This is a genomic window from Nocardia sp. NPDC052316 (assembly GCF_044547795.1).
GTDB lineage: Bacteria > Actinomycetota > Actinomycetes > Mycobacteriales > Mycobacteriaceae > Nocardia.
In genome coordinates, this window is sequence record NZ_JBIUBB010000002.1 from 1009667 (window position 1) to 1031587 (window position 21921).

Annotated in this window: 21 protein-coding genes; 11 read left to right on the forward strand and 10 right to left on the reverse strand. The window is 68.1% G+C overall.

Going from position 1 to position 21921, the window contains the following annotated elements; all coding sequences use genetic code 11:
• Positions 1-25 precede the first annotated feature (25 nt).
• Complete coding sequence (locus tag ACIHA7_RS11380) at positions 26-1612, forward strand: GMC family oxidoreductase (protein ID WP_397288182.1); 1587 nt, start codon at positions 26-28, stop codon at positions 1610-1612.
• A gap of 6 nt (positions 1613-1618) precedes the next feature.
• Here ACIHA7_RS11380 and ACIHA7_RS11385 read toward each other — a convergent pair whose 3' ends face one another.
• The gene (locus tag ACIHA7_RS11385) at positions 1619-1966 is read right to left on the reverse strand and encodes a DoxX family protein (protein WP_397288184.1); all 348 of its coding nucleotides are present in this window, start codon (positions 1964-1966) and stop codon (positions 1619-1621) included.
• 135 nt (positions 1967-2101) lie between these two features.
• Between ACIHA7_RS11385 and ACIHA7_RS11390 the strand changes: the two genes are divergently transcribed.
• Both ACIHA7_RS11390 and ACIHA7_RS11395 read left to right on the forward strand, forming a co-directional pair.
• Positions 2102-2977 (forward strand): sigma-70 family RNA polymerase sigma factor, encoded by an 876-nt coding sequence (locus tag ACIHA7_RS11390; protein WP_397288187.1) that lies wholly within the window; start codon positions 2102-2104, stop codon positions 2975-2977.
• Positions 2978-3167: 190 nt separating this feature from the next.
• Positions 3168-4388, forward strand: coding sequence for a PucR family transcriptional regulator (locus ACIHA7_RS11395; RefSeq protein WP_397288189.1), 1221 nt, complete (start codon positions 3168-3170; stop codon positions 4386-4388).
• On the opposite strand, the gene ACIHA7_RS11400 is transcribed toward ACIHA7_RS11395, so the two are convergent.
• On the reverse strand, positions 4306-4908 hold the full coding sequence (locus ACIHA7_RS11400; RefSeq protein WP_397288192.1) for a 4Fe-4S cluster-binding domain-containing protein: 603 nt from the start codon (positions 4906-4908) through the stop codon (positions 4306-4308). The genes ACIHA7_RS11395 and ACIHA7_RS11400 overlap by 83 nt on opposite strands.
• Positions 4909-5448: 540 nt before the next feature.
• On the opposite strand from ACIHA7_RS11400, the gene ACIHA7_RS11405 reads away from it, so the two are divergent.
• From ACIHA7_RS11405 to ACIHA7_RS11425, 5 genes are all read left to right on the forward strand, one after another.
• Complete coding sequence (locus tag ACIHA7_RS11405; protein WP_397288722.1) at positions 5449-6144, forward strand: response regulator transcription factor; 696 nt, start codon at positions 5449-5451, stop codon at positions 6142-6144.
• Complete coding sequence (locus ACIHA7_RS11410) at positions 6141-7328, forward strand: sensor histidine kinase (protein ID WP_397288194.1); 1188 nt, start codon at positions 6141-6143, stop codon at positions 7326-7328. Before ACIHA7_RS11405 ends, ACIHA7_RS11410 begins: the two co-directional genes overlap by 4 nt.
• Positions 7325-8404 (forward strand): hypothetical protein, encoded by a 1080-nt coding sequence (locus tag ACIHA7_RS11415; RefSeq protein ID WP_397288196.1) that lies wholly within the window; start codon positions 7325-7327, stop codon positions 8402-8404. Before ACIHA7_RS11410 ends, ACIHA7_RS11415 begins: the two co-directional genes overlap by 4 nt.
• A 127-nt stretch (positions 8405-8531) precedes the next feature.
• On the forward strand, positions 8532-8819 hold the full coding sequence (locus ACIHA7_RS11420; RefSeq protein ID WP_397288198.1) for a response regulator transcription factor: 288 nt from the start codon (positions 8532-8534) through the stop codon (positions 8817-8819).
• A 314-nt stretch (positions 8820-9133) separates the two neighbouring features.
• Entirely contained in the window at positions 9134-9676 is a 543-nt protein-coding gene (locus ACIHA7_RS11425) for a hypothetical protein (protein ID WP_397288200.1), read from the forward strand.
• On the opposite strand, the gene ACIHA7_RS11430 is transcribed toward ACIHA7_RS11425, so the two are convergent.
• Together ACIHA7_RS11430 and ACIHA7_RS11435 are read right to left on the reverse strand one after the other, a co-directional pair.
• The gene (locus ACIHA7_RS11430) at positions 9569-10690 is read right to left on the reverse strand and encodes an alpha/beta fold hydrolase (protein WP_397288202.1); all 1122 of its coding nucleotides are present in this window, start codon (positions 10688-10690) and stop codon (positions 9569-9571) included. The two genes, ACIHA7_RS11425 and ACIHA7_RS11430, sit on opposite strands and share 108 nt — an antisense overlap.
• 411 nt (positions 10691-11101) lie before the next feature.
• Positions 11102-12307, reverse strand: coding sequence for an esterase/lipase family protein (locus tag ACIHA7_RS11435; RefSeq protein ID WP_397288204.1), 1206 nt, complete (start codon positions 12305-12307; stop codon positions 11102-11104).
• A 389-nt stretch (positions 12308-12696) separates the two neighbouring features.
• Between ACIHA7_RS11435 and ACIHA7_RS11440 the strand changes: the two genes are divergently transcribed.
• Together ACIHA7_RS11440 and ACIHA7_RS11445 are read left to right on the forward strand one after the other, a co-directional pair.
• Positions 12697-13338, forward strand: a complete 642-nt coding sequence (locus ACIHA7_RS11440; protein ID WP_397288206.1) for a YdcF family protein — start codon at positions 12697-12699, stop codon at positions 13336-13338.
• A 13-nt stretch (positions 13339-13351) separates the two neighbouring features.
• Positions 13352-14365, forward strand: a complete 1014-nt coding sequence (locus ACIHA7_RS11445; protein ID WP_397288208.1) for a fused (3R)-hydroxyacyl-ACP dehydratase subunits HadA/HadB — start codon at positions 13352-13354, stop codon at positions 14363-14365.
• 8 nt (positions 14366-14373) lie between these two features.
• On the opposite strand, the gene ACIHA7_RS11450 is transcribed toward ACIHA7_RS11445, so the two are convergent.
• The 4 genes from ACIHA7_RS11450 to ACIHA7_RS11465 form a co-directional block, all read right to left on the reverse strand.
• Positions 14374-15399, reverse strand: a complete 1026-nt coding sequence (locus tag ACIHA7_RS11450; RefSeq protein ID WP_397288210.1) for an LLM class flavin-dependent oxidoreductase — start codon at positions 15397-15399, stop codon at positions 14374-14376.
• A gap of 138 nt (positions 15400-15537) precedes the next feature.
• The gene (locus ACIHA7_RS11455) at positions 15538-16557 is read right to left on the reverse strand and encodes an alpha/beta hydrolase (RefSeq protein WP_397288212.1); all 1020 of its coding nucleotides are present in this window, start codon (positions 16555-16557) and stop codon (positions 15538-15540) included.
• A complete protein-coding gene (locus ACIHA7_RS11460; RefSeq protein ID WP_397288214.1) occupies positions 16554-17504 on the reverse strand; it encodes an acyl-ACP desaturase in 951 nt (316 codons plus the stop codon). The genes ACIHA7_RS11455 and ACIHA7_RS11460 overlap by 4 nt, the downstream gene beginning before the upstream one ends.
• Before the next feature lie 50 nt (positions 17505-17554).
• Positions 17555-18526 (reverse strand): transcriptional regulator, encoded by a 972-nt coding sequence (locus tag ACIHA7_RS11465; RefSeq protein ID WP_397288216.1) that lies wholly within the window; start codon positions 18524-18526, stop codon positions 17555-17557.
• A 538-nt stretch (positions 18527-19064) separates the two neighbouring features.
• Here ACIHA7_RS11465 and ACIHA7_RS11470 point away from each other — a divergent pair.
• Positions 19065-20612 (forward strand): acyl-CoA carboxylase subunit beta, encoded by a 1548-nt coding sequence (locus ACIHA7_RS11470; RefSeq protein ID WP_397288218.1) that lies wholly within the window; start codon positions 19065-19067, stop codon positions 20610-20612.
• A gap of 52 nt (positions 20613-20664) precedes the next feature.
• Here the strand turns inward: ACIHA7_RS11470 and ACIHA7_RS11475 are convergent, their stop codons facing one another.
• On the reverse strand, positions 20665-21162 hold the full coding sequence (locus ACIHA7_RS11475) for a hypothetical protein (RefSeq protein ID WP_397288220.1): 498 nt from the start codon (positions 21160-21162) through the stop codon (positions 20665-20667).
• 83 nt (positions 21163-21245) lie between these two features.
• A complete protein-coding gene (locus ACIHA7_RS11480) occupies positions 21246-21890 on the reverse strand; it encodes a TetR/AcrR family transcriptional regulator (protein ID WP_397288222.1) in 645 nt (214 codons plus the stop codon).
• Between the last annotated feature and the right edge of the window lie 31 nt (positions 21891-21921).

The window sequence follows — 21921 nt, forward strand, 5'->3', positions numbered from 1 at the left end:
AGGCAGCGCAGATCGGAGTGGGACAGTGCAACCAGGTGGGCTTACCGCGGACTACGTGATCGTCGGCGCCGGATCCGCGGGCGCCGTGCTGGCGAACCGGCTCAGTGCCGATCCGAATACCTCGGTGGTGCTGCTGGAGGCGGGCCCCCAGGACAAGAACAAGTTCGCCCACATTCCGGCCGGCTTCGCGAAACTCTTTCGCACCGAGGTGGATTGGGACTATCTCACCGAGCCGCAGCCCGAGCTGAAGAATCGGCAGATCTATTGGCCGCGCGGCAAGATGCTCGGCGGCTCCTCGTCGATGAACGCGATGATGTGGGTGCGCGGCTTCCGCGCCGACTACGACGAGTGGGGTTTGCTGGCGGGCGAGGAATGGGGCTTCGCGGCCGCGGTCGAGCAGTTCCGCCGGATCGAAAACGTCCAGGACGCACAGTATCCGGACGAGGGCGCCAACGGCCCGTTGCACATCTCCCGGCAACGCAGCCCCCGCGTACTGACCGCTGCGTATCTGACCGCGGTGCGGGAGGCGGGTTTCGAGGTCGAGCCGCCGAATCGGCCGGAGCCGGAGGGCTTCAGCGAGACCATGGTCACCCAGCACGGCGGCAGGCGGTGGAGCACCGCCGACGGGTATCTGCGGCCCGCGATGCGGCGGCCGAACCTGACCGTCCGCACCGAGGCCCCGGCCACCAGGGTGCTGTTCGAGGGAACCCGTGCGGTCGGTGTCGAATACCACCAGGGCGGCGGCCCGCACACGGTCACCGCCCGCCGCGAAGTGGTGCTGTGCGGCGGCGCGATCAACAGTCCGCAGTTGCTGATGCTTTCGGGCATCGGCGATCGAGACGAGTTGGCCCGCCAGGGTATTCGCGCGCTGCGGCACGTGCCCGAGGTGGGCGCCAACCTCCAGGATCACCTCGTGGCCGGCGTCGGCTACGGCGTCGCCGCCGACTCGCTGTTCGGCGCCGAGAAGCCGCGCCAGCTGCTCGACTACCTGCTGCGCCACCGCGGCATGCTCACCTCCAACGTCGGTGAGGCCTACGGATTCATTCGCAGCAACCCAGAACTGGACCTGCCCGACCTGGAGCTGATCTTCGCGCCCGCGCCGTTCTACTACGAGGGCCTGGTGGACCCGACCGAGCACGGCGTCATCCTGGCGACGGTGCTGCTGCGCCCGCACAGCCGCGGCCGGATCACCCTCGCCGCCCCGGACCCGGCCGCCAAGCCGGTGATCGACCCACGCTACCTGTCCGACAGCGCGGGCGCCGACCGCGCCGCCCTCATGTCCGGCCTGCGCACCTGCGCCGAGATCGCCGCCACCCCGGCCATGAAAGCCGTACTCGGCCCGATCATCTACCCGCCGCAGGCCCCTGCCCAGCTCGAAGCCACCCTCGAACTCGCACTGAACGGCTACTCGCACACCCTCTATCACCCGGTCGGCACCTGCCGGATGGGCACCGACCCGGCCAGCGTCGTCACCCCGCACCTGGAAGTGCGTGGCGTACAAGGCCTTCGCGTCGCCGATGCCTCGGTCATGCCGCTGCTCATCCGCGGCCACACGCACGCGCCTGCGGTCTTCATCGGCGAGCAGGCGGCGAAGTTCATCCAGCAGGGGTAGCGCCGGTCAGGCGAGCACGAACAGCACCAGCGACGCCGCAGCCAGTGCCAGATACGGCATGGGGTAACCGAGGTCGCGGTAACCGCGGGCGCGGGCGATGGTGAAGATGGCGCCGAGGAAGTAGAGGACCAGGCAGATGGCTGCGGCCAGCCCCAGCGGCGGAATGGCCAGGCCGACGAGCAGGCCGACGGCGCCCGCCGCCTTGATCAGGGCCAACGGCCGCAACGTCCAGTCCGGGATGCCGTACCTGCGCATGTTGTCGCGCACCCATTGAGCACGAAAGACATCGACGCCGGACGCGATCAGCATGGCGGCCGCGGCGACGATGGTGACGATGACATAAGCGGTGGACATGGGTAACACCCTCCTGATGTGTGCTGCGACCGGTCTGCGATCGTGATGTGACGCCTCGGCGGCGCCGCACCGCGACGACCGGGCGCGGTGGATTCCGTCAACCAGGTGACGGCGGGCGGAACGGAAAGGTGACCGATGCGGGCGCAGGACGTGCTGGCGCAGCGATTCGAGACCCAGCGCGGCAGGCTGCGCGCCGTCGCGTATCGGATGCTCGGGTCGCTGAGCGAGGCCGACGACGCCGTGCAGGAGGCCTGGCTGCGCCTGGCGCGGCAGGACAGCGACGAGGTGGCGAACCTGGCAGGCTGGCTGACCACCGTGGTGTCACGGATCTGCCTCGACATGCTGCGGTCGCGGGCCGCACGGCGCGAGGAACCGGTCGACCTGCTCGCCGAGCTCGGCGACGCCGCCTACGACAGCGACCCGGAACACGAGGCGGTGCTGATCGATGCGGTGGGCCGGGCATTGCTCGTGGTGCTGCATACGCTGGGTCCCGACGAGCGGGTGGCGTTCGTGCTGCACGACCTGTTCGCCGTGCCGTTCGATCAGATCGCGCCGATCGTCGGGCGCAGCACCGCGACCACGAAGAAACTCGCCAGCCGCGCGCGCCAGCGGGCGCATGGCGAAACCACCGCCAGCGCAGCCGAACTCGCCGAGCAGCGTCATGTGGTCGAGGCCTTCCTGACCGCTGCCCGCGGTGGCGATCTCGACGCGCTCCTCGCGGTGCTCGCCCCCGATGTGGTTCGCGTCGCCGACCCGGCCGCGCTGCCCGCGGGCATGTCGGCCGTGGTGCGCGGCGCCCAGGCGGTGGCGAAGGAAACCGTACTGCTGCAACGTCGTTCGCGGGTGGCGACGCCGGCGCTGGTGAACGGCGCGGTCGGCATCCTCGTCGCCCCACGCGGCAGGTTGCTACTCGCCCTTGCCGTTACGGTGCGCGACGATCGGGTTGCGGGTTACGAGGTGATCGCCGATCCGGCTCGCCTGCGCGCACTCGATATAGCGGTACTGGCGTAAACGCGAAAGGTTCGCACACACCGGATGGTATGTGGCATGGCGGGCATCGAAACGCTGTGACGCCGCACAAGGACCGACCGACCAGTCTGCAAGCCGCACACAGAACCTTGCGAATCGATCCCACGCCGGAATACAACGATTAGTGTGAATGCGCCGCACAGTTATATTTCGGGGGCGGAAGGAGTCGTCAATGTCGATCGACAACTCGGCCCGGCAGAGCCTGACGCTCGCCGGCAAGCCGATGTCGTCCCCACTCAAGGACGTTCGCGCGTTGTCGCGCCAAATGGTCGGGCACTTCGTCGAAAATGTCATTCCGTGTGGCACCCTGCCCGCGGACGCGATCTCCGGCGACGTCACCACCATCACCAGGGTCTGCCTCGAGTTCGCGGTGAGCATGCTCGACGGCCAGGACATTCCGGAGAAGTTGCAGCGCCTCCAGGACGCGGCGGCAGGCTGGGCACGCGAGGGCGTGCCCATCGACACCATCCACCACTCCATCCACGAGGGCTTCAAGATGGGACTGGACCTGGTGGTGTCCGACGCGTCCATCAAGGATTTCGACAGCCTGGTCGACGGCGCCAAAATGGTGCTGGAGATGCTGGACATGATCAGTTCGGCGATCTCGGTCGCCTACATCAAGGAACTGCGCTCGGTGGTCAGCGAGCACCACACCGCCGTGCACACGCTCACCTCCGCACTGCTCGGCGGGCACAGCACCTCCACCATGGCGCGCGAATGCGGCATCGCCATCGCGGCCTCGTATGCCGTACTCGCCGTGGCGATTCCGCCGCATCGCGAGGAACACAATCCGATGCTCGACAGCCAGGTCGTCGCGCGCCGCAAGCTCCGCCGGGTGCAGGCCGAACTGGCCACCCGCTGCGGGGACAGCGCGCTGTCGCTGCTCAGCGTCGACGGCGGCACGATCCTCATCCCGTCGCCCACCTTCGACAACGCGGGCTACGACGCCCTGGTGACCCAGCTGTCGCACGCCGCCCAGGTCGGCATCACCGCGACCATGATCGAGGCCGCACCCGAACAGATCCCCAACGCCGCCGACCAGGCCCACGAACTGCTCGACATGGTGCAGCGGCTCGACGCGGTGGCCGGGCTGTACCGGTTCGACGAACTCGCGCTCGAATACCAGCTCACCCGCCCCGGTCCGGGCCGCGAGTACCTCGGCCAGCTGCTGGACCCGCTCGACGAACACCCCGAGCTATTGGAGACCCTCCAGCGCCACATCGCCAACAACCTCAACCGTCAGCGCACGGCCCGGGTCCTGCACGTGCACACCAACACCGTGGACTACCGGCTCAAGCGCATCGGTCAGCTCACCGGCTTCGACCCGTCCCAACCGTCCGGCCTGTGGTATCTGCGCTCGGCGTTGGTCGCCCGCAGCTATCGCACGACATGAGGTCGGCCGCGAAACGCGCTGCGGCATAACGGGTCATGCCGAGCGCGGAGCCGATGACGACGCGCCGGCCCGCCGGACCGGCGTCGCCCGCCACGCACTGCTCGGTGACGAGCGCGTCCACCGACGCGCTCAGCCAGGGCAGCCGCTCCTCCAGCACGGCGGTCGGACGACCGGAGTACACCAGCAGATCGATCGCGCGGGCCGACTCCGCTCGCCACGTGTTGATTCCATCGATCAGCGCACGCAGCGCCGTAGGCCGATCGGTCGGTTCGCCGCCGCAGATCGTGACACCATCGATCCGGTCGCCGGGTAACTCGCGCAGCCAATCGAGTACCGCGCCGACACCGCAGCGGGTCGATTCGTCGAACACCCAGGTGTTGTCCGCGAGGCAGTCGCGGCAGAAGATCCGGCAGCCGGGCAACCATATCTCCGCGCGCATTCCATAACCGATGTCAACCACCGGAAATCGCAGCCGCGAGACCAGCATCGCGGCGCTGTCCGGGTGCCGGCTCGAGTGCACGTCCTTCTCCCTGTGTCATGCCGCCCGGTGGCGTGCGGTCATGCCGCCGGGCGACGGAAGCCTCATCCAGTGAGTCTGGTGGCACCGGTGCCCACTGTCTGTCCGTTGAACACTCGACGCCTATGTCCATGGTCGGGGACCGGACGCGTCACCATTCGCGCCTCGGCGAAGTCAAAATAGATAATTCAGAGCAAATCCGGGAATTAATGCGCGCATCTCGCACACGTCGAGTGATGTCCGATACGCATGTGAAAATGCGTAATTCGAATCAGCATAAGTCGGGTGCCGAAACCCGAGCGACATCAGTGGCGCGGACGATCGCTGATCACTACTGCCACAACCAGTTTCATCGCGTCCGACACCGAACCGACCGGTCGATATCAGATTACGTTGTACGACACGCAATGCCGGACCGGCATTCGCTCCCGCCAATCGATCACCGCCACCAGGGGCGAACACCGAATAGCCGAACGGATTCACTTGGAACTTTCGAGACCGAGTGATTTAATGCCATTCATGGTGCTCCGTCGACTGCTCACAATGGCCGGCGTCGCCGTCACCGATCTGCCGGGTCCCTACGCGACACCGGGAACCGTCCGCCGCATCGGCATCGTCGAAGACCACCAGGCGGTCGCGGTCGGCCTGGCCGCGATCCTGTCCGACCAACCCGATCTGACCGTCGTCGCGATCGCGCCGACGGTGCCCGCGCTGCTGGAGCAGGCCACCGATCTGGACCTGGCCGTGCTCGATCTGCGGCTGCCCGACGGTTCCAGCCCGCGCGCGAATGTCGAACTGCTGCACAGCCTCGACATTCCCTGCCTCGTCTACACCACCGGCGACTGGCGGGACCTGATCCGCTCGGCCGCCCGCGCCGGCGTGCTCGGCGTCGCGCTGAAAAGCGATCCCGCCGAACGCACCACCGCGATGATCCGCGCGGCCGCCTCCGGCAGGCAGGTCGCGACGATGGCCTGGGCCTCGGCCATCGACAGTGACCCGGCGCTGACCAACATCGATCTGCCGCCGCGGCAACGAGACGTGCTCGAGCACTACGCGAACGGCGAGACCGCCGCCTCGGTGGCGCACAAACTCGGCCTCTCCGAACACACGGTCAACGACTACCTGAGCCGGATCCGCCGGCGGTACGCCGAGGCGGGCAGGCCGGTCCGCTCGCGCGTCGATCTCTACCGCGAGGCCAAGCGGGACGGCTTCCTCGGCGGCGATCCCCGGCCCCGATGATCGAAACGGCCGCGCCACGGCGCAGCGCCGAATCCCGACTCGTCCGTGGCGCAAGCCTGTTCGTCGGCGTCGGCGGCCTCTTCTACGCCGCCCTCACCATGCCCACCGCCCTGGACCAATCCGCACTCGCCGCGCCGTGGTGGACACCGTTCGCGCTCACCGCGATCTACCTGCCCACCGTCGGTATCGTCATCGCCGCGGCGCGCTGGCGCTTCGATCTGGTCCGTTACGCGGTCCTGGCTTTCGCGCTCGGCTACCTGCTCGCCGCGCTGAGTTGGCTGGCGGTGCGCGCCGACACCCTGGTGCCCGCCGAGAAATCGTTGTGGATCACCTGGATTCCGGGCCTGCCCGCGCTGGCCCTCTGTATCTTCTGGCGGCTCATGCCATTCGGCTACCTCACCCTTGCCGCCACCCTCGCCCAGATCGCCGCGGCGTACGCCCGAGGACCGGACGCGGGCAACCCGATCGTGCCGGAAATGCTGTTCGCCGTGGCTTATTCGGCGCTGCCCTGCGCCGCGTGCGTGGTGCTGGTGCGGGTCGGGCGCACGCTGGATCAGACCTCGCACGCCGTCCGCGCCAAGGCCACCGCCACCGCCGCGGCCGAAGCGCGCCGATTCGAGCGGCGGCGCTTCGACGCCCTGGCCCACGACTGGGTCATCGCGACACTGCTGGAGGCCTCGCGCGCGCCGAACTCCACCGTCCTGACCCATCACGCGGAGGTGACGCTGCGCGATCTCGAAAGGCTGCGCACCGGCCGGCTCGAGCCGGACACCATCGACCTGGACCGAGTGGTCGCCGGTATCCGCGCGACGGCGGCCGAGGTCGACGACTCCGTGCGGCTGCACGCCGACCGCCGCGCGGACGTCGCACTCGCGGTGCCGAGCGACGTGGCGACCGCGCTGGCCGCGGCGGTGGGTGAGGCGCTGCGCAACTGGCAGCGCCATGCCGGTTCGCACACCCGCGCGGCCGACTGCGAGGTGCGGGTGACGGCGGATGCGAACTCGGTGCGCGTCGACGTCACCGACGACGGCGTCGGATTCGATCCCGCGACCGTCCCGCCGGACCGAATCGGTCTGCGCGCAAGCATCACCGATCGGCTCGCCGAACTGCCGGGCGGCTGGTCCGCCATAGATGCCGCGCCGGGTCGCGGCTGCCGGGTCAGCGCCGGGTGGGTGGCGCAGTGACGAACCGGACGGTCCGCGACGACGTGCGCGACATCCTCGGCATGCGTACCCCGGCGGCCTGGTTGCTGTCGGGCCTGCTCGCCGTCGCGGTCTGTTCGATGGCGCTCGCCGCGAACGACGGCCTCCGCGATATCCGGTTCACCGCCGTTGCGGCGGTGCTCATCCTGGCCGCCGGCGCGACGATGATCCTCGCCCCCGGCGATCCGCTGCCGGTCCGGTTCGCCGCGCCCGCCGCGCTGGCCGCCCCGCTCGCGGCCGCGCTGGCCATCTGGCAGTTGCCGATTCCGATGGACAACTCCACCCAACTCTGGTTTCTCGGTGCGGGTTCGGCGTATCTGAACTTTCTCTGCGTGCGCGGGGCGCCGCTGTGGGCGTGGTCGGGGGTGCTCGGGCAGATCGTCGTCTGCGGCTGGTGGACCGCGCGGACCGGTCAGGGACTGCTCACCGGCGTGGGATTCTCCTTCATCAACCTGACCCCGCTGCTGATGGCAACTTTCTTCGCCAGAGTGGTCCGCCCCCTGGCGCACTCGATTCTCGCGCTGCGCCAGCAAGATACCGACCGCGCCGCCGCCGAAGCCGCGGCGCAGGCCGCCCAGCAGGAGCGCGACGAGCGCGTCGCCCGGCTCGATCGCGCCGCGCGGCCACTACTCGAGGTCATCGCGTCGGGACGCACGCTCACCGCGCACGAACAGGCCGAGTGCAAGCTGGTCGAGGCGGAGTTGCGCGACGACATCCTGGGTGGTCTGATGATCGATGCCTCGGTCGGCACCGCGGCCCGCTACGCGCGTCAGCGCGGCGTGACGGTGGTGCTCGACGACGGCGGTGGGCTGGACGAGGTCGACACCGACCTCCGACAACAGGTGCGCACCGTCTTACGCGACGCGCTCGACTATGCCGACGGCGGCACCGTCACGGCCCGGATACTGCCGCCGGGCCGCGCGACGCTCGCCTCGATCCTGTTGCGCGACAACGGCGAACTGCGCATCGAGGTGCAGGCCGACGGCGCGGTACGGTCCGACCTGGACGACCGCGGACTCGTTCGCGATGCGAAACAAGACCCCAGACCTGAGGGCTGAAAGCTGGGGAATTCCCAGCGACTACCGCAGATCGTATATTCAGTGGGCACATCGGTTATTGGTCTGCAACCTTCGGGGAGGTGCGGCACCGGGGCCGACTTGGTACTGCACGAAGCGGGAAATACAGATGACCTCCATCGTTCCGGATCCCCGATCACACCCGATCTCCAACCCGATCGCCTTGTGGCGCGACCCGCACCTGTCGGCGCGCGAACTCGAAGTGCTGGTCGCCTGGGTCAAGTGTGACTCGAAAACCCAAGTGGGCATGCAGCTCTACCTGTCGATCGGTACGGTCAACACCCACATCACCCGGATCCGCGCCAAGTACGCGGCGGTCGACCGGGCGGCCAACACCAAGGCCGCGCTGGTGGCCCGCGCCCTGCAGGACGGTCTGATCACCTTGGACGAGTTGTAGTCGCATTGCGCCACTGTCTTTCGCTCACTTCGACGCTAACACCGCGATAGTCGAAGCGAAGTCATTCGAACGGTGGATGCGATCCGGCAAAGCCCACTACCCCCGACGGGGGGTGTCGGACATTTGACCGACAGACAACGATGCGAAATCGTGACATCGTCAGGGTTCGCGGACGGAACAGACCACGGCGCTCGGCACGCACCCCGCCGTCGGGTGATCGGTTGCGCCCACGATCTTCTCGGGCATTGCTTGTTCTGGACTCGGTCGCCGGTGCGACACCTCGCGACCACACGCGGAAGGTGTGGGCACCTATCGTGAACCGTCGCTATACCTATGAGGTGACCGTCCCCGCCCCCGCGTTGGACGATCTCATCCTCGCGGTGCACGAGGCCGTCGGGCAGTCCGGCGGGCGGTCGCCGCGCCGCTGGCGCTACGGCAACGTGGTCGGCATCAGCACCCCGCGGGTGCGCGACCTGCCGCTGGCCACCGTGCAGGTCAAGCATTGCGTCCAGCGCCGGGCGATCGCGGCGATCACCGTCACGGTGCACCGCAAGGTGGCCGTCGACGTGATCTTCGCACTGGACTGCAGCGTGGCCTCCGCTCAGTTCCACTGCACCACAAAGAAGTCCGAGATCGCCCTGGCGCAGGAGCTGTCCTGGGCCGAGCATCTCGCGACGAAGACCTCCGCGGCGCTCACCGCGAACTACATCGAGGCCAGACTGTTCCACGCGAGCGCCGCCGAGTCGGCCTCAGAGGTGTCCCCCGCCGCCGATCAGCCACGGGTTGAAGGTGCAGACGAGGTCCGGGTGCTCGGCCGGGTCAAGGGCGCGCAGGGCGATGGACAGGGCGCGGGGTGAGTACATCAGCGTCTGATGGTCGGAGAGGTCCTGTTCGCAACCATCCTGGAGGGTGATGTTCTGGACCGACGCGTCCCGGCCCGGGCGCAGGAAGGTCAGGTGGTACGGGGTCATGATCTCGTCGTAGCGGGTGCCGACGATGGTGTAGTCGATGCCGGGGACGGTGTCGCCGTTGGCATTGAGCTGGTTGACGAAGTCCGAGCCGATGGTCTGCTCGGCGACCGCATGACCGACCACGATCGAGCTGGCACCGACGATGTCGGCACCGATGTTGTTGATGGCCCGCCCGAGCGCCGCGATACCGTCGATGGTGGAACCGTGATGTGTTGCGCCGTAGGTGATCAGGTTCCGCACCTTGGCCGCGCCGCCCTCGAACTTGGTGTACCAGTTAGCCATCGCGCCACCCTGGGAGTAGCCGATGATGTCGACGGCGGGCGCGCCGGTGGCCGCCAGCACCCGGTCGACGAAGGTGGCCAGTTGCTTGGCCGAGATCTCGATGTTGCCCGTGCCCATCACGCCGGGCAGCAGCGGCGGCAGGCCGCCGCCCTGCGTCGGGTCGGCGCGGCCGTAGTTGAACGCGAAGGTGCAGAAGCCCGCGTCCTTGATCGGCTGGCTCATGAACGCGAAGCTGTTGTAGGCGTTCATCCAGGTGCCGTGCAGCAGCACTACGGGGCGCGGGTACGCGGCGGTTGGCTTGCAGTTCCAGTCGTTGGCGCCGGGCGGCGCGGCGTCCGGGTGGGTGAGGCCGTAGCCGAAGGCCGCCAGCCATGCGGGCAGCACCGGGCCGGAACCGACTGTGTCGCTGGCGAATCCGCCGGAGAGACCCGCGCTGAAGCCGTAGTCGGCGACGGCGGCGCCCGGTCCGCTCGCGTCGATCCGGTCGGCGATGCGCTGCTCGATCGACGCGTCCGGTGGTGCGGCGTTCGCGCCCGCGCCCGCGACGCCCATGAGCAGCGCCGAGACGCCGAGCAGCGCCGCCGCCATCGATAATCGGCTGGAGGTCTTTCGTTTCATCGACATGCCTTCCTGCGTCGAGCGCAGTGTTCGGGATACACGGAAACGGCACAGTCCGGCACGGGAGAATCCGGGGCGGCTACCCCGAACAAACCCGTGCCGGACGGTGCGACCTATAGGCAAACAGCGACTCATGGAGCGGATATAACCACGCGACCAATGGCGCGTAAATTTCTTCCAGGTTCACTGAATCTGTTCCAGTTTCGATGAAAAGCACAGTGCCCACCGGGCGGCGCGTGCGGTCGCCATCCGGTGGGCACTTTCGCCACGGCCGACATGCGCTACGGAACAGAGAGGCGGGGTTGAAGATCTGTTCTGTGCGTATCGGTTGCGTGACGATGGCGCATCTGTCGGAACAGGTTCGGAGGGTTGGGGTTCCACCTGTTCGCCGAGATGCACGTCATCGAGGTGCTATAGCTGACCGCCACCGCCGATCAGCCACGGGTTGAAGGTGCACTCCAGGTTCGGGTGGCCGACAGGGTCCAGCGCACGCAGCGCGATGGACAGGGCGCGAGGCGAGTACATGATCGTCAAATGGTCCGAAACGTCCTGTTCGCAGCCGTCCTGCAAGGTGATGTTCTGCACCGACGCCCCCGGTCCCGGCCGCAGGAAGGTCAGGTCGTACGGGTTGGTGATCTCGTCGTAGCGGGTGCCGACAATTGTGTAGTCGACGCCGGGAATGGTGTCGCCGTTGGCATTCAGCTTGTTGACGAAATCCGAACCGATCGTCTGCTGGATACCGGCGTGGCCGACGAAGATCTCGATGAAGCCGAGTATGTCGATGCCGAAGTTGTTGATCGCCCGGCCCAGCGCGCCGATGCCGACCAGGGAGGTGCCGTGATGGGTGGCGCCGTAGGTGATCAGGTTCTGCACCTTGTCCGCGCCGCCCTCGAACTTGGTGTACCAGTTCGCCATCGCGCCACCCTGCGAGTGGGCCATGATGTCGACCTCGTCGGCCCCGGTCGCGGCGAGCACCCGGTCGACGAACGTGGCCAGTTGCTTGGCGGAGTCCTGGATATAACCGGTGCCCATCACGCCGGGCAGCACCGAGCCGAGGCCGCCGCCCTGGATCAGGTTGGACCGGCCGTAGTTGAAGGTGAAGGTGCAGAAGCCGGCGTCCTTGATCGGCTGACCCATGTACGCGTAGCCGTTGTAGGCGTTCATCCAGGTGCCGTGCAGCATCACCACGGGTCGCGGATGCGCCTCGGTGGGCTTGCAGTTCCAGTCGTTGGCACCGGGCGGCGCAACGTCCGGGTTCATCAGGCCGTGGCCGAAAGCGGCCAGCCAGGAGGTCATCGGCGGGCCGTAACCGACTGTGTCACTGGCATATCCACCGGACAATCCGGAGCTGCTGCCCGAGCCGCCGTAACAGTCTCCCGAGCCGTTGCCCGAACCTGCGCCGCTGCCGGAATTGCAGGCGGAGCCCGACGCGCTGCCGGACTCGGCGACCGGCGCGGCCTTTCGGCCTGCGGCGATGTAATCGGCCAGGGTCTGTTCGGTCGGCGCGACCGCCGGATCGGCGCTCGCACCGACGCCGGCGATACCCATGAGCAGCACCGAGACACCCGTCATCGCCGCCGCCGCGAGCGACGATCGGCCGAAGGTACTTCGTTTCATTGCATGCCTTCCTACGTCGAGCAAGAATTGGTGTCACAGTGCCGAGGGGGATGCCGTTCGGCGGCACCGAAACTGCGCCAACGCTAAAACCGGGAAGGCCACCGACCGGCGGGACAGCGCGGTTACTGGACAGCTCACCAAAGCCGCTGTCGCGGTTAGGTATACGGCACAGTCCGACCCGGCAAATGGACCGATGAGGAATGGTCACAGTGCGGCGGCGCCATATTTCCGGTTTCACACAAAAGGCACGTGCTTTTCTCCGAACCGCGACGGCGCCCGACGGTGAGGTCTACAGACAACAAACGAATTGTGCGGCCGATCCGGGCGAATAGCCGAGCATGGGGGAATCTTTCCCCCTGTCCGCAGCCTGCTGATCCTCGGAGCTGCCCATGTTCGCCAATCCCTTTCACGGACCGTTGTGCCCGGCGCGGCGTACCGTACGCACTCTCTTCGGCGCGATCGCCGTCGCCGTCGCGCTCGTCCACCTTCCGGCCGCGCTGGCCGAGGGCACCGGCACCGGCTCGGCCGATCGCGCACTACCTGACGTGCTCCGGGCTTTGGTCCCGCCGGAGCCGGAAACCCTTCCGGCGCTGCACGGTCCGGCGACCGCGATCGTGGTGCTCGGCTACGGCCTGCTGCCCGACGGGTCGATGCGCCCGGAGCTGATCGACCGCCTGCACGCCGGCTTCGTCCAAGCGCTGCTCGCGCCGGCCTCGCCGATCATCGTGACCGGCGGCAATCCGCACAACGGCATCACCGAGGCGCGCGCGATGGCGGATTGGTTTGTCGAACACGGCATCGCGCCCGAGCGGATTCATCTGGAGCCGGAGGCGGCGTCGACAGTCCAGAACGCCGAACACTCCGCGCGGATCATGCGGGTAATCGGCGCGCGCGACGCGGTGGTGGTGACCTCGGCCGACCATATCGACCGGGCCGTCGGCACCTTTACCGATGCGGGCGTCGCGGTGGTAGGCACGGTGACCCCCGATCAGATACCGCCGCTGGCATGGCAATTCGGTCCCGGTTCGTAAGGCAGGAGCAATGATGCGCGACCTTTCCGTCACACCATCCGACCAGGTCGGTGCGCTGGTGAACCACCGGTACCGATCGAGGACCGCCTACGCGGTCGATCGTGCGACGATTCGCGAATTCGCCCGTGCGGTACAGGATTATCACCCGGCGCACTGGAGTGCCGACGCGGCCGCCGAGCTCGGCTTCGCCGGACTGCTCGCGCCGGCCACGCTGTCCTCGATGATCCTGCACCGGGTGCAGCGCGAAATACTGGACACCTTGATCACCGGCTACCCGCCGACCCAGATTCTGCACGCGGACCAGGTCCTCGACCTCGGCAGGCCGCTGGTCGCCGGTGATCGGCTGAGCTGCGACATCTATTTCGAGTCGTTCCGGCAGTTCGCCGACTACGACGTGCTGGCGATCAAGAGCGTGCTGATCGATCAGCACGGCGAGACCGTGCAGACCGGCTCGACCGCGCTGCTCGCCAGGACCGGCCTCGCCGCGTCGGCCCAGGGCTACTCCCCTGTCCGGCCGGGTCCGCGGCCCGGCAACCTCCGGCCGGTAGCCGCGGCCCGGGTAGCTCCGCCGTGTGCGACGCGGATGCCCCACACCACCATCGATTTCGACACGCTCGCCGTCGGCACCGAGCTCCCCGCGCGCACAGTGCATCTCACGCGCGGTGATGTAGTGAACTACGCGAGGGTGGTGGGCGACGCCGACTCGGCGTCCTACGACGAACGGACCGCGACCGGTCTACCGTCGGTGGTCGCCCCCGGCATGCTGAAACTCGGTCTCGCGGCGAGCTTTCTGAGCTCTTGGCTCGGAGATCCCGCCGCTGTCCGCACGTTTCGCGCGCAGTTCGCCCACTTCGCGCACTCTCTGCGGGTACCGACTCGCGCGACGAGCGCCATCGAGTTCAACGGCCGCATCACCGCCATCGATCCGCGCCGTCGCTGGGCCACCATCGCGATCGACGCACGGTCCGACGGTCGCAAGCTGTTCGGCTATGCCGCCGCGGAAGTCCGCTTCCCGCCGGTCGATTGAGCCGGGGGCTACACCGCCGCGGTGGCGGGCGCCGAGCCGAGCAGCCCGGTGAGCCGAGCGAGCCTGCGGTGCGACTCCAACCGGGCCGCCCGATCGTAAGTGCTGGTGTGCACCAGGATTTCGTCGGCACCGGTGCTGAGTACCAGCCGCTCCAACTGATCGGCGACCTCGTCCTCGGTGCCGTGTACATGACCGCGCAGCGAGTCCTCGAAGATGCGCCGCTCCCGCTCGGTCATGGTCATGGCCTCGATCTCGGCGGGCGGGATCAACGTCGGGAATTCGCCGCGGGTCCGCGAATACGCGTTCGACCATGCCTCGGGCAGCAGCAGCCGGTGCGCCTCCTCGGTGGTATCGGCGATGACGACCGACCCCGACACCATCACGTACGGCTGCGTGCCCCAGGCGGTGGCGCGGAACTCGGCCCGGTAGCGCTCGATCGCCTCGACCATCCGGTCCTGTCCGCCCACCGCGGCGATCACCAGCGGCAGCCCGAACCGCGCCGCCCGCTCCGCTCCGGAGCCGGTTGCCAGCAGGAAGGCCGGAATCCGCAAACCCTCGGCGGGCCAGCCGTGCACGCCGTTGCGGCCGTGGTCGAAGTAGTCGAGCAGCTCGGACAGCTGGGCGTCGAAGTCCTCGGCGTCGCGCTTGTCGTGGCCGAGTGCGCGGCGCACCCCGTCGGTGAAGCCGACCGAGCGGCCCAGGCCCATGTCGATCCGGCCCGGATACAGCGATTCCAGCACGCCGAACTGTTCGGCGACGATCAGTGGCTGATGGTTGGGCAGCATCACCCCGCCGGTCCCGATCCGGATGCGCTCGGTCGCCGCCGCGGCCGCCGCGGCGAGCACCGTCGGCGCCGACCCGGCCACACCGGGCACGCTGTGGTGCTCGGACACCCAGAAGCGGTGATAGCCCCATTCCTCGGCGAGCCGCGCGAACTCGACCGTGTCGCGCAATGCCGCGGGATGACGCTGCCCGCGCCGAACGCGCGAACGGTCCAGTATGGAGAACCGGACGGAGGGAAGTGCCGAGGTCATACCTGTATCAACGCAACGACCTGCTGCTGATTCCACCGCCTACCGCACAGCCGCACCCCTGCTCGGGACCCGCACCCACTGCGAGCGGCCCCAAGCAGTGCGGGTCCCGAGAAAAAGTGCGGATCTTCCGGCGGCGGGTCAGTAGAGTGCGGAGGTCAGGGATTGCCAGGCCTTAGGGAGTTGGGCTTCGAAGTCCGGCCAGGTGTGCATGCCCGCGGTGTCGTAGTGGACGGTGGCGGGGATGTTCAGTTCGGTCAGGCGTCCGGCGAAGCGCTCGGTGCACGAGCGGGCGCCGGCTTCGAGCGCCGCGCCGCCGCCCGCCAGCCGGAGCGCCTCGACGAGGGTGGGCGACTGCGCGACGGCCACCAGGTCGGCGCCGGTCGGCACGCCGGTGGCGGCCGAGAGGTAGATCGCGGTGCCGCGCAGCGCCTCGGCGCCGAGCAGGCTGTCGTGGGCTGCCCACTCCGGTGAAGTCGGTGGGCCCCAGAGGTTTTCGACATTGCCGCCGCGCGAGGCGACGGTAATCGTGGTGACGGCGCGCCCCAGTGGATCCGCGGTCGAATAGCATCCGCTCATGCCCGCCACGGCGTGGTAGCGGCCCGGATGCCGTTGTGCCAGCATCATCGCCGCCTGCGCGCCCATCGAGACCCCGGCGATGGCGCGGCGCCCGCTGGACCGCAGCAGCGACTCCACGATCGGCGGCAGTTCGTCGGTGAGGAAGGTTTCCCACCGGTTCAGGCCGAGGGCGGTGTCGTGGCGGACCCAGTCGCTGTACATGCTGCCGGTGCCGCCGCCGGTGAGCACCACGTCCACGGGTTTGTCCGCGAAGAACTCCGCCGCGCCGCCCTTGCTCAGCCAGCCCGAGGTGGCCTCGCCGTCCACGCCGTCGAGCAGGTACAGCGTCGGGCGCGGGGCCGCGCCGGTGCCGCGCAGCACGTCGACCTCGATCACCCGCCGCATGGCCGCGGACGAGATCCGCAGCCGCTCGCGCTGCGGGCCGACGCTGTCGATCGAGAGCAGTCCGGTTCTGGTCATCGCCGGGTCGACGGCCGGCGGCGGGGTGCTCGGCACGCCCGGTGTGTCCGCCACCGCGGGCACAGTGACCGTCGCGGCGATGACCGCCATCGCCGCCGCGCTGATCGGACCACGGAGTCTCATTGTTTCGCGGCGGCTCGTTCTGTCTGTCTGGCCGCCACCCGGTCGCGCTGTTCTTCGAATCGTGCTGCCTTCTCGGCCAATTCGTCGAGGTAGGCGCTGAGCTCGTCGCGGGCTCGCTCGCCGTCGCCGGATAGGTCGGTGCGCTCGAACACATTCCATGCTCGCAGCACCGGACGCACCACCACATCCAGGTGCTGGCGGAGGTCGTAGATGCCGTGTTTGGCGAGCACGACCGCGTTGCGGCGGAAGTTCGGCTGGGTGAGGCCGGGCATCTGGAAGCGCGTGACGACGTCGGTGATGGCGCGCAGCGTCTCGTTGGGCATCAGGTCGAGAGCCGCGGCGCTGATGTTGCGATAAAAGATCATGTGCAGATTTTCGTCGGCGGCAATCCGTTGCAGCATACGCTCGGCGATGGGTTCGTCGCACGCGGTTCCGGTGTTGCGATGACTGATTCTGGTGGCCAATTCCTGCAGCGTGACATAGGCGACCGAACGCAGGAACTGCGGGCCCTGCACGGGTTTCGCGATACCCGTGGTCATATGCGCCATCCTGGCCTGCTCGAGCAGCACCGGATCGACCGCGCGGGTGACCACCAAATAGTCGCGCATGACGATGGCGTGGCGATTCTCCTCGGCGGTCCAGCGACCGACCCAGGTGCCCCATACACCGTCCAGGGAGAAGGTTTCCGAGATCTCCCGGTGATAGGACGGCAGATTGTCCTCGGTGAGCAGGTTGGTCACCATGGCGGTCCTGGCCACCTCGGTCAGCCGCGATTGACCGGGCTCCCAGTCTATTCCGCCGAGGGCGGCGAAATTACGACCGTCGTCCCACGGCACGTAATCGTGCGGATTCCACGCCTTGGCTTTGCGCAGGTGCTCATTGAGCAAACGTTCGGCGACGGGTTCCAGTTCGCACAGAATATCGCGATCGGTCAACGCGGTGGTCACACGGACTCCTTATGCTCGGCGCGGCGGAATTCGACCATAAGGGCGAGATGTCATGCGGAACGGCCGATTTCATGATCGTTGGGCGAGGTGACGACAGGAATCCGGACCGGCTGGGCCGGGTCACAATCGGGCGAATCCTGCGGTTCGGCCACCCGGTAGAGCCCGGGTGCGCGGTCCGCGCCGCGAATACGGTCCAGCAGATCGTGTGTGCGCGCGGCGAGTTCGGGAATGCGCGCGGTGGCGCCCGCGGCCACCACGGCGGTCAGCGGCACCTCGGCGGCGTCGCTCAGCATGGCGAGCACCTCCGCGGTCATCGCGGGCGAGCCGATGCGGGCGGGCCGGACGTCGGTCGGCACCAGCACGGTGCCGCCCGCCGCGGACAGCAGCGACAAGGCCCGCGAACCCAGCGGTTTGGCCAGCGCGGACTGCACTCTGCGCAGTTTGCGCCGGGCCGCGGCGGCACCGAGGCCGGGTCTTCGCTCCTCGGGATGGGCCGGAATGCTCAGCGCCACCACCTGATACGCCGGCGCGACCGCGATCCCGGTCTGCAGCGCGAGGTCGCCGACGGCATGGCCGCCGAGCAGCGCGGACACCAGAGTCTGTGCGGCGGTTTGGTGTTCCCTGGCCACCACCCGATGCTCGTCGACATAGGCGGTCGAGGCCGTGAGCGTCACCATTTCCAGGATTCGCAAGATCAGTTGTGCCCCTGCGACGACGTCGTCACCTTCGGTATCCGCGGCGACGAATTCGAGCCCGGCGCGAATTTCGTCGTGGTAGGCGGCCAGCACCGTTTCCAGCGCTATCCCTTCCCGTGCCCAACGCGTAGCAGTACCGGCGATTTCGGGTGGCTCGGCCACGCGCGACGGTGTCCGCGGCGCAAGCAACCGCACCGCGGCGGCCACACAATCTCTGGTGGTAGCCGTGACCTCGCCCGGCAGGCCGGCACCCGCGTGCCCGGCTAAGTAGTCGAGCAGTTTCGACGCCAAACTCGCGGAACTCGAACTCACCTGCAATGCCGTCATGACTCATGAAGGCTAGCGCCGGATCGTGATCAAATCGGGATACGAGCGCGAAATCGGGGATCTCATCAGTGATCTCGCCACGCATTGGGCGAATTCACAAGCCACCGAGTGAGTTTCGGCACGTCAAACGACCATCCGAGCATGATTTCGGCGGCGACCGGGTATCCGGTCTGCCGGGGGTATTTCACCGCACCGCGGCCGCGCGCCACCAAAGAATGTGTGACGCAGCGCCGACCGCGCATCCCGGCGCTGCGTCGGCGTCACCTTAACGTCACCGGAAGGTCCTCGAACAGACATCCGGGTGAACCTCGGGACCGGTCATCGGCGCGGCCCACGCAGACTGGTAACTTGCACAAACACCGTGCCCCTCCGCAAGCCGTGCGGGGTGTCCCCTACACCGGGAGCCGGCGGACCAAACCTGTGAGCTGTCCCATCGGATGTGACGAAGAACTGTGCAGTAGCTCTCACCACGGATAGCATCGAGCGCTGCGCCCCCGTACGGCGACGCTGCAGAGTTTCGAAGGGCAAAACACTACCTATGACCGGTACGCGAGAGAAGCTGGAAGAGCTGCGGGGGATCCTGGAGCTCGCTGAGGAACCCGCCGGCGAGACCGGCATCGCGAAACGCAAGACCAAGGGCATCCCGAGCGCGCGCGAGCGGGTGCGCGCGCTGCTCGACCCCGGCAGCTTCGTGGAGATCGGCGCGCTCATGCGCCAGACGGCGCAACCGGGCGCCATGTACGGCGACGGCGTGGTGACCGGCCGCGGCCGCATCGACGGCAGGCCCGTCGTGGTGATCGCGCACGACCAGACCGTGCACGGTGGCTCGGTCGGCGAGATGTTCGGCCGCAAGGTCGCCACCGCGATGGAGTTCGCCTACGAGAATGCCTGCCCGGTGGTGGCGATCAACGACTCCGGCGGCGCCCGCATCCAGGACGCGGTGACCTCGCTCGCCTGGTACGCGCTGATGTGCCGTCGCCAGGGCGACATGTCCGGCTATGTGCCGCAGGTGGCCATCATGCTCGGCAAGTGCGCGGCCGGTTCGGTGTACGGCCCGGTGAATATGGACGTGCTGGTCGCCACCGACAAGTCGTACATGTTCGTCACCGGCCCCGAGGTCACCAGGGAGGTGACCGGCGCCGACGTGAGCGCGGACGAACTCGGCGGCGCCGCGGCGCTGGCCCGCAACGGCACGGTGCACCATGTCGCGCCCGACGAGCAGGCCGCCTTCGACTGGGTGCGCAACTACCTGAGCTTCCTGCCGTCGAGCTGCCTGGAGCTGCCGCCGGTGGTGAATCCCGGCCTGGAGCCGGAGCTGACCAGCCATGACCTGGAACTGAACTCGATCATCCCGGACTCGGACAAGGTCGGCTACGACATGCACGAGATCCTCGTCCGGATCTTCGACGACGGCGACTTCCACGAGATGGGCGCGGCCACCGCACAGAACCTCATCACCGGTTTCGCCAGGGTCGACGGCCGCAGCGTCGGCGTCGTCGCCAACCAGCCGCAGGTGCTCGGCGGCGCGCTCGACGCGCAGTGCTCGGACAAGGCCACTCATTTCATCCGGCTCTGCGACGCCTACGGACTGCCCCTCGTCTTCGTGGTCGACACCCCCGGCGTGCTGCCGGGCATCGAAGAGGAGCGCAGTGGCGTGATCAAGCGCGGCGGCCGCTTCTTCCGCGCGGTCATCGAGGCGACCGTGCCGATTGTGACGGTGGTGACCCGCAAGGCCTACGGCGGCGGCTACGCGGTGATGGGCTGCAAGCAGCTCGGCGCCGATATCAGCCTCGCCTGGCCGACCGCCCGGATCGCGGTGATGGGCGCCGAGAGCATGGTCGGCATCGTCGGCCGCAGGCAGCTCGACGCCGCCCCGGTCGATCAGCGCGCGACGGTACGCCAGCAGATGATCGATTTCTACAACGCCACCATGGCCACGCCGTGGATCGCCGCCGAACGCGGCTACATCGACGCGGTCATCGAACCGTCGCAGACGCGCCTGGAGATTCGCAAGGCCCTGCGGTTGCTGCGCGACAAGAACACCGCCAAGGCGAATCCGCGCAAGCACAGCCTCTTGCCGGTCTAGTCGAGCGCGTCCGGTCGCGTTGTGGCACAACGCGACCGGAGGCGTACTCGCCTCAGCTGTGGCTGCCCCAGCGCAGATCCGTTGCCGCCCACTCCATCTCCCACCTCCGCAGCCGCCTGCGGTCGAGGCTGCCGCGCAGCGCGAAGTAGCACCCCGCCGCCACGGCCATGGTGCCGAGCACGGCGCCGGTGGTGAACAGCACCGCCTTGCTCAGCGCCTGGCTCGGCGACGGCGGTTCGACGATCTTGCCCGCGCTGTTGCGCCAAATGGTCACGGCCTGACCGGGTTGCACGACGGTGGTCGATTGGTAATCCTCGTTGTGCACCACGCCGTCGGCATCGGTCCACCGGACCTTGGCAGGCATGATCGGCGCGTACAGCGGCGCCTTGCCGGTCTCGGTCACCGTGGCCTCGATCCGCTGCAACTGCGCCGTTTTCGCCTGCACCACAGCGGTTTCGGTGTGATAGACCCGTGCGCCCACCGACATCACCAGCACCGGAACGAGTATCAGGAACACCAGCGCCAGCGCCACCCCGGCCAGAGTTTGCATGCGGTCTTCTCTGCGGCGCATGGGATTTCGATCCAGTCCGACGCGACGGCACGTCCTGCGATACATATTCACCGACCCTGTGGTCATGATGGTGACTCCTCGGTCCGGAATTCGGTGGTGAGTGCGACGAGTGTGTCGAAATATCCCTCGATGAGGTCGGGTAGTCCGCTCGGATCGTCCCCGGCGGCCCAGGTCTGCAAGGCCGAGATCAGCAGGCCGGCACCCGCGGCCACCGCGGTGGCCGGGCGCAGGTCCCGCTCCGGGTCGACGCCGAGCCGGGCGGCGATGATCCGCACCGATTCTCGCTGACCTTCGATGCGGATGCGCTGATATCCGGCGAAAAGTTCGGGTTCGTCCTCGAAGCGCTGGAACAGCGCCCACCGCCTGGCCAGCAGCGCGGCCCGTTCGCCGCCGTACTCGGCGTCGAACCAATCGTGCACGGCGTTGCGGTAGGCCACCAGCGGTGATTCGTGCGCCGGTCGGCGGCAGAGCGCCTCGTTGAACAGGTGAACGTCTTGGTCGACCTCGCCGAGGATCGCCTCCGCGATGGACGTGAAATGCCGACTGAAGGTGCGCCGGGTGACTCCGGCCCGCGCCGCGATGTCCTCGACGGCCACCGCGCCGAGCCCCCGCTCGGTGAGCAGCTCGAAGGCCGCACGCGACAGCGCTTCCCGGCTGCGTCTGGTCCGCAGCCTGCGGCCATCGAGATCGACACCGGTGTCGCTCATAATGCCACTCTACCACCTTATTGTCCCATTG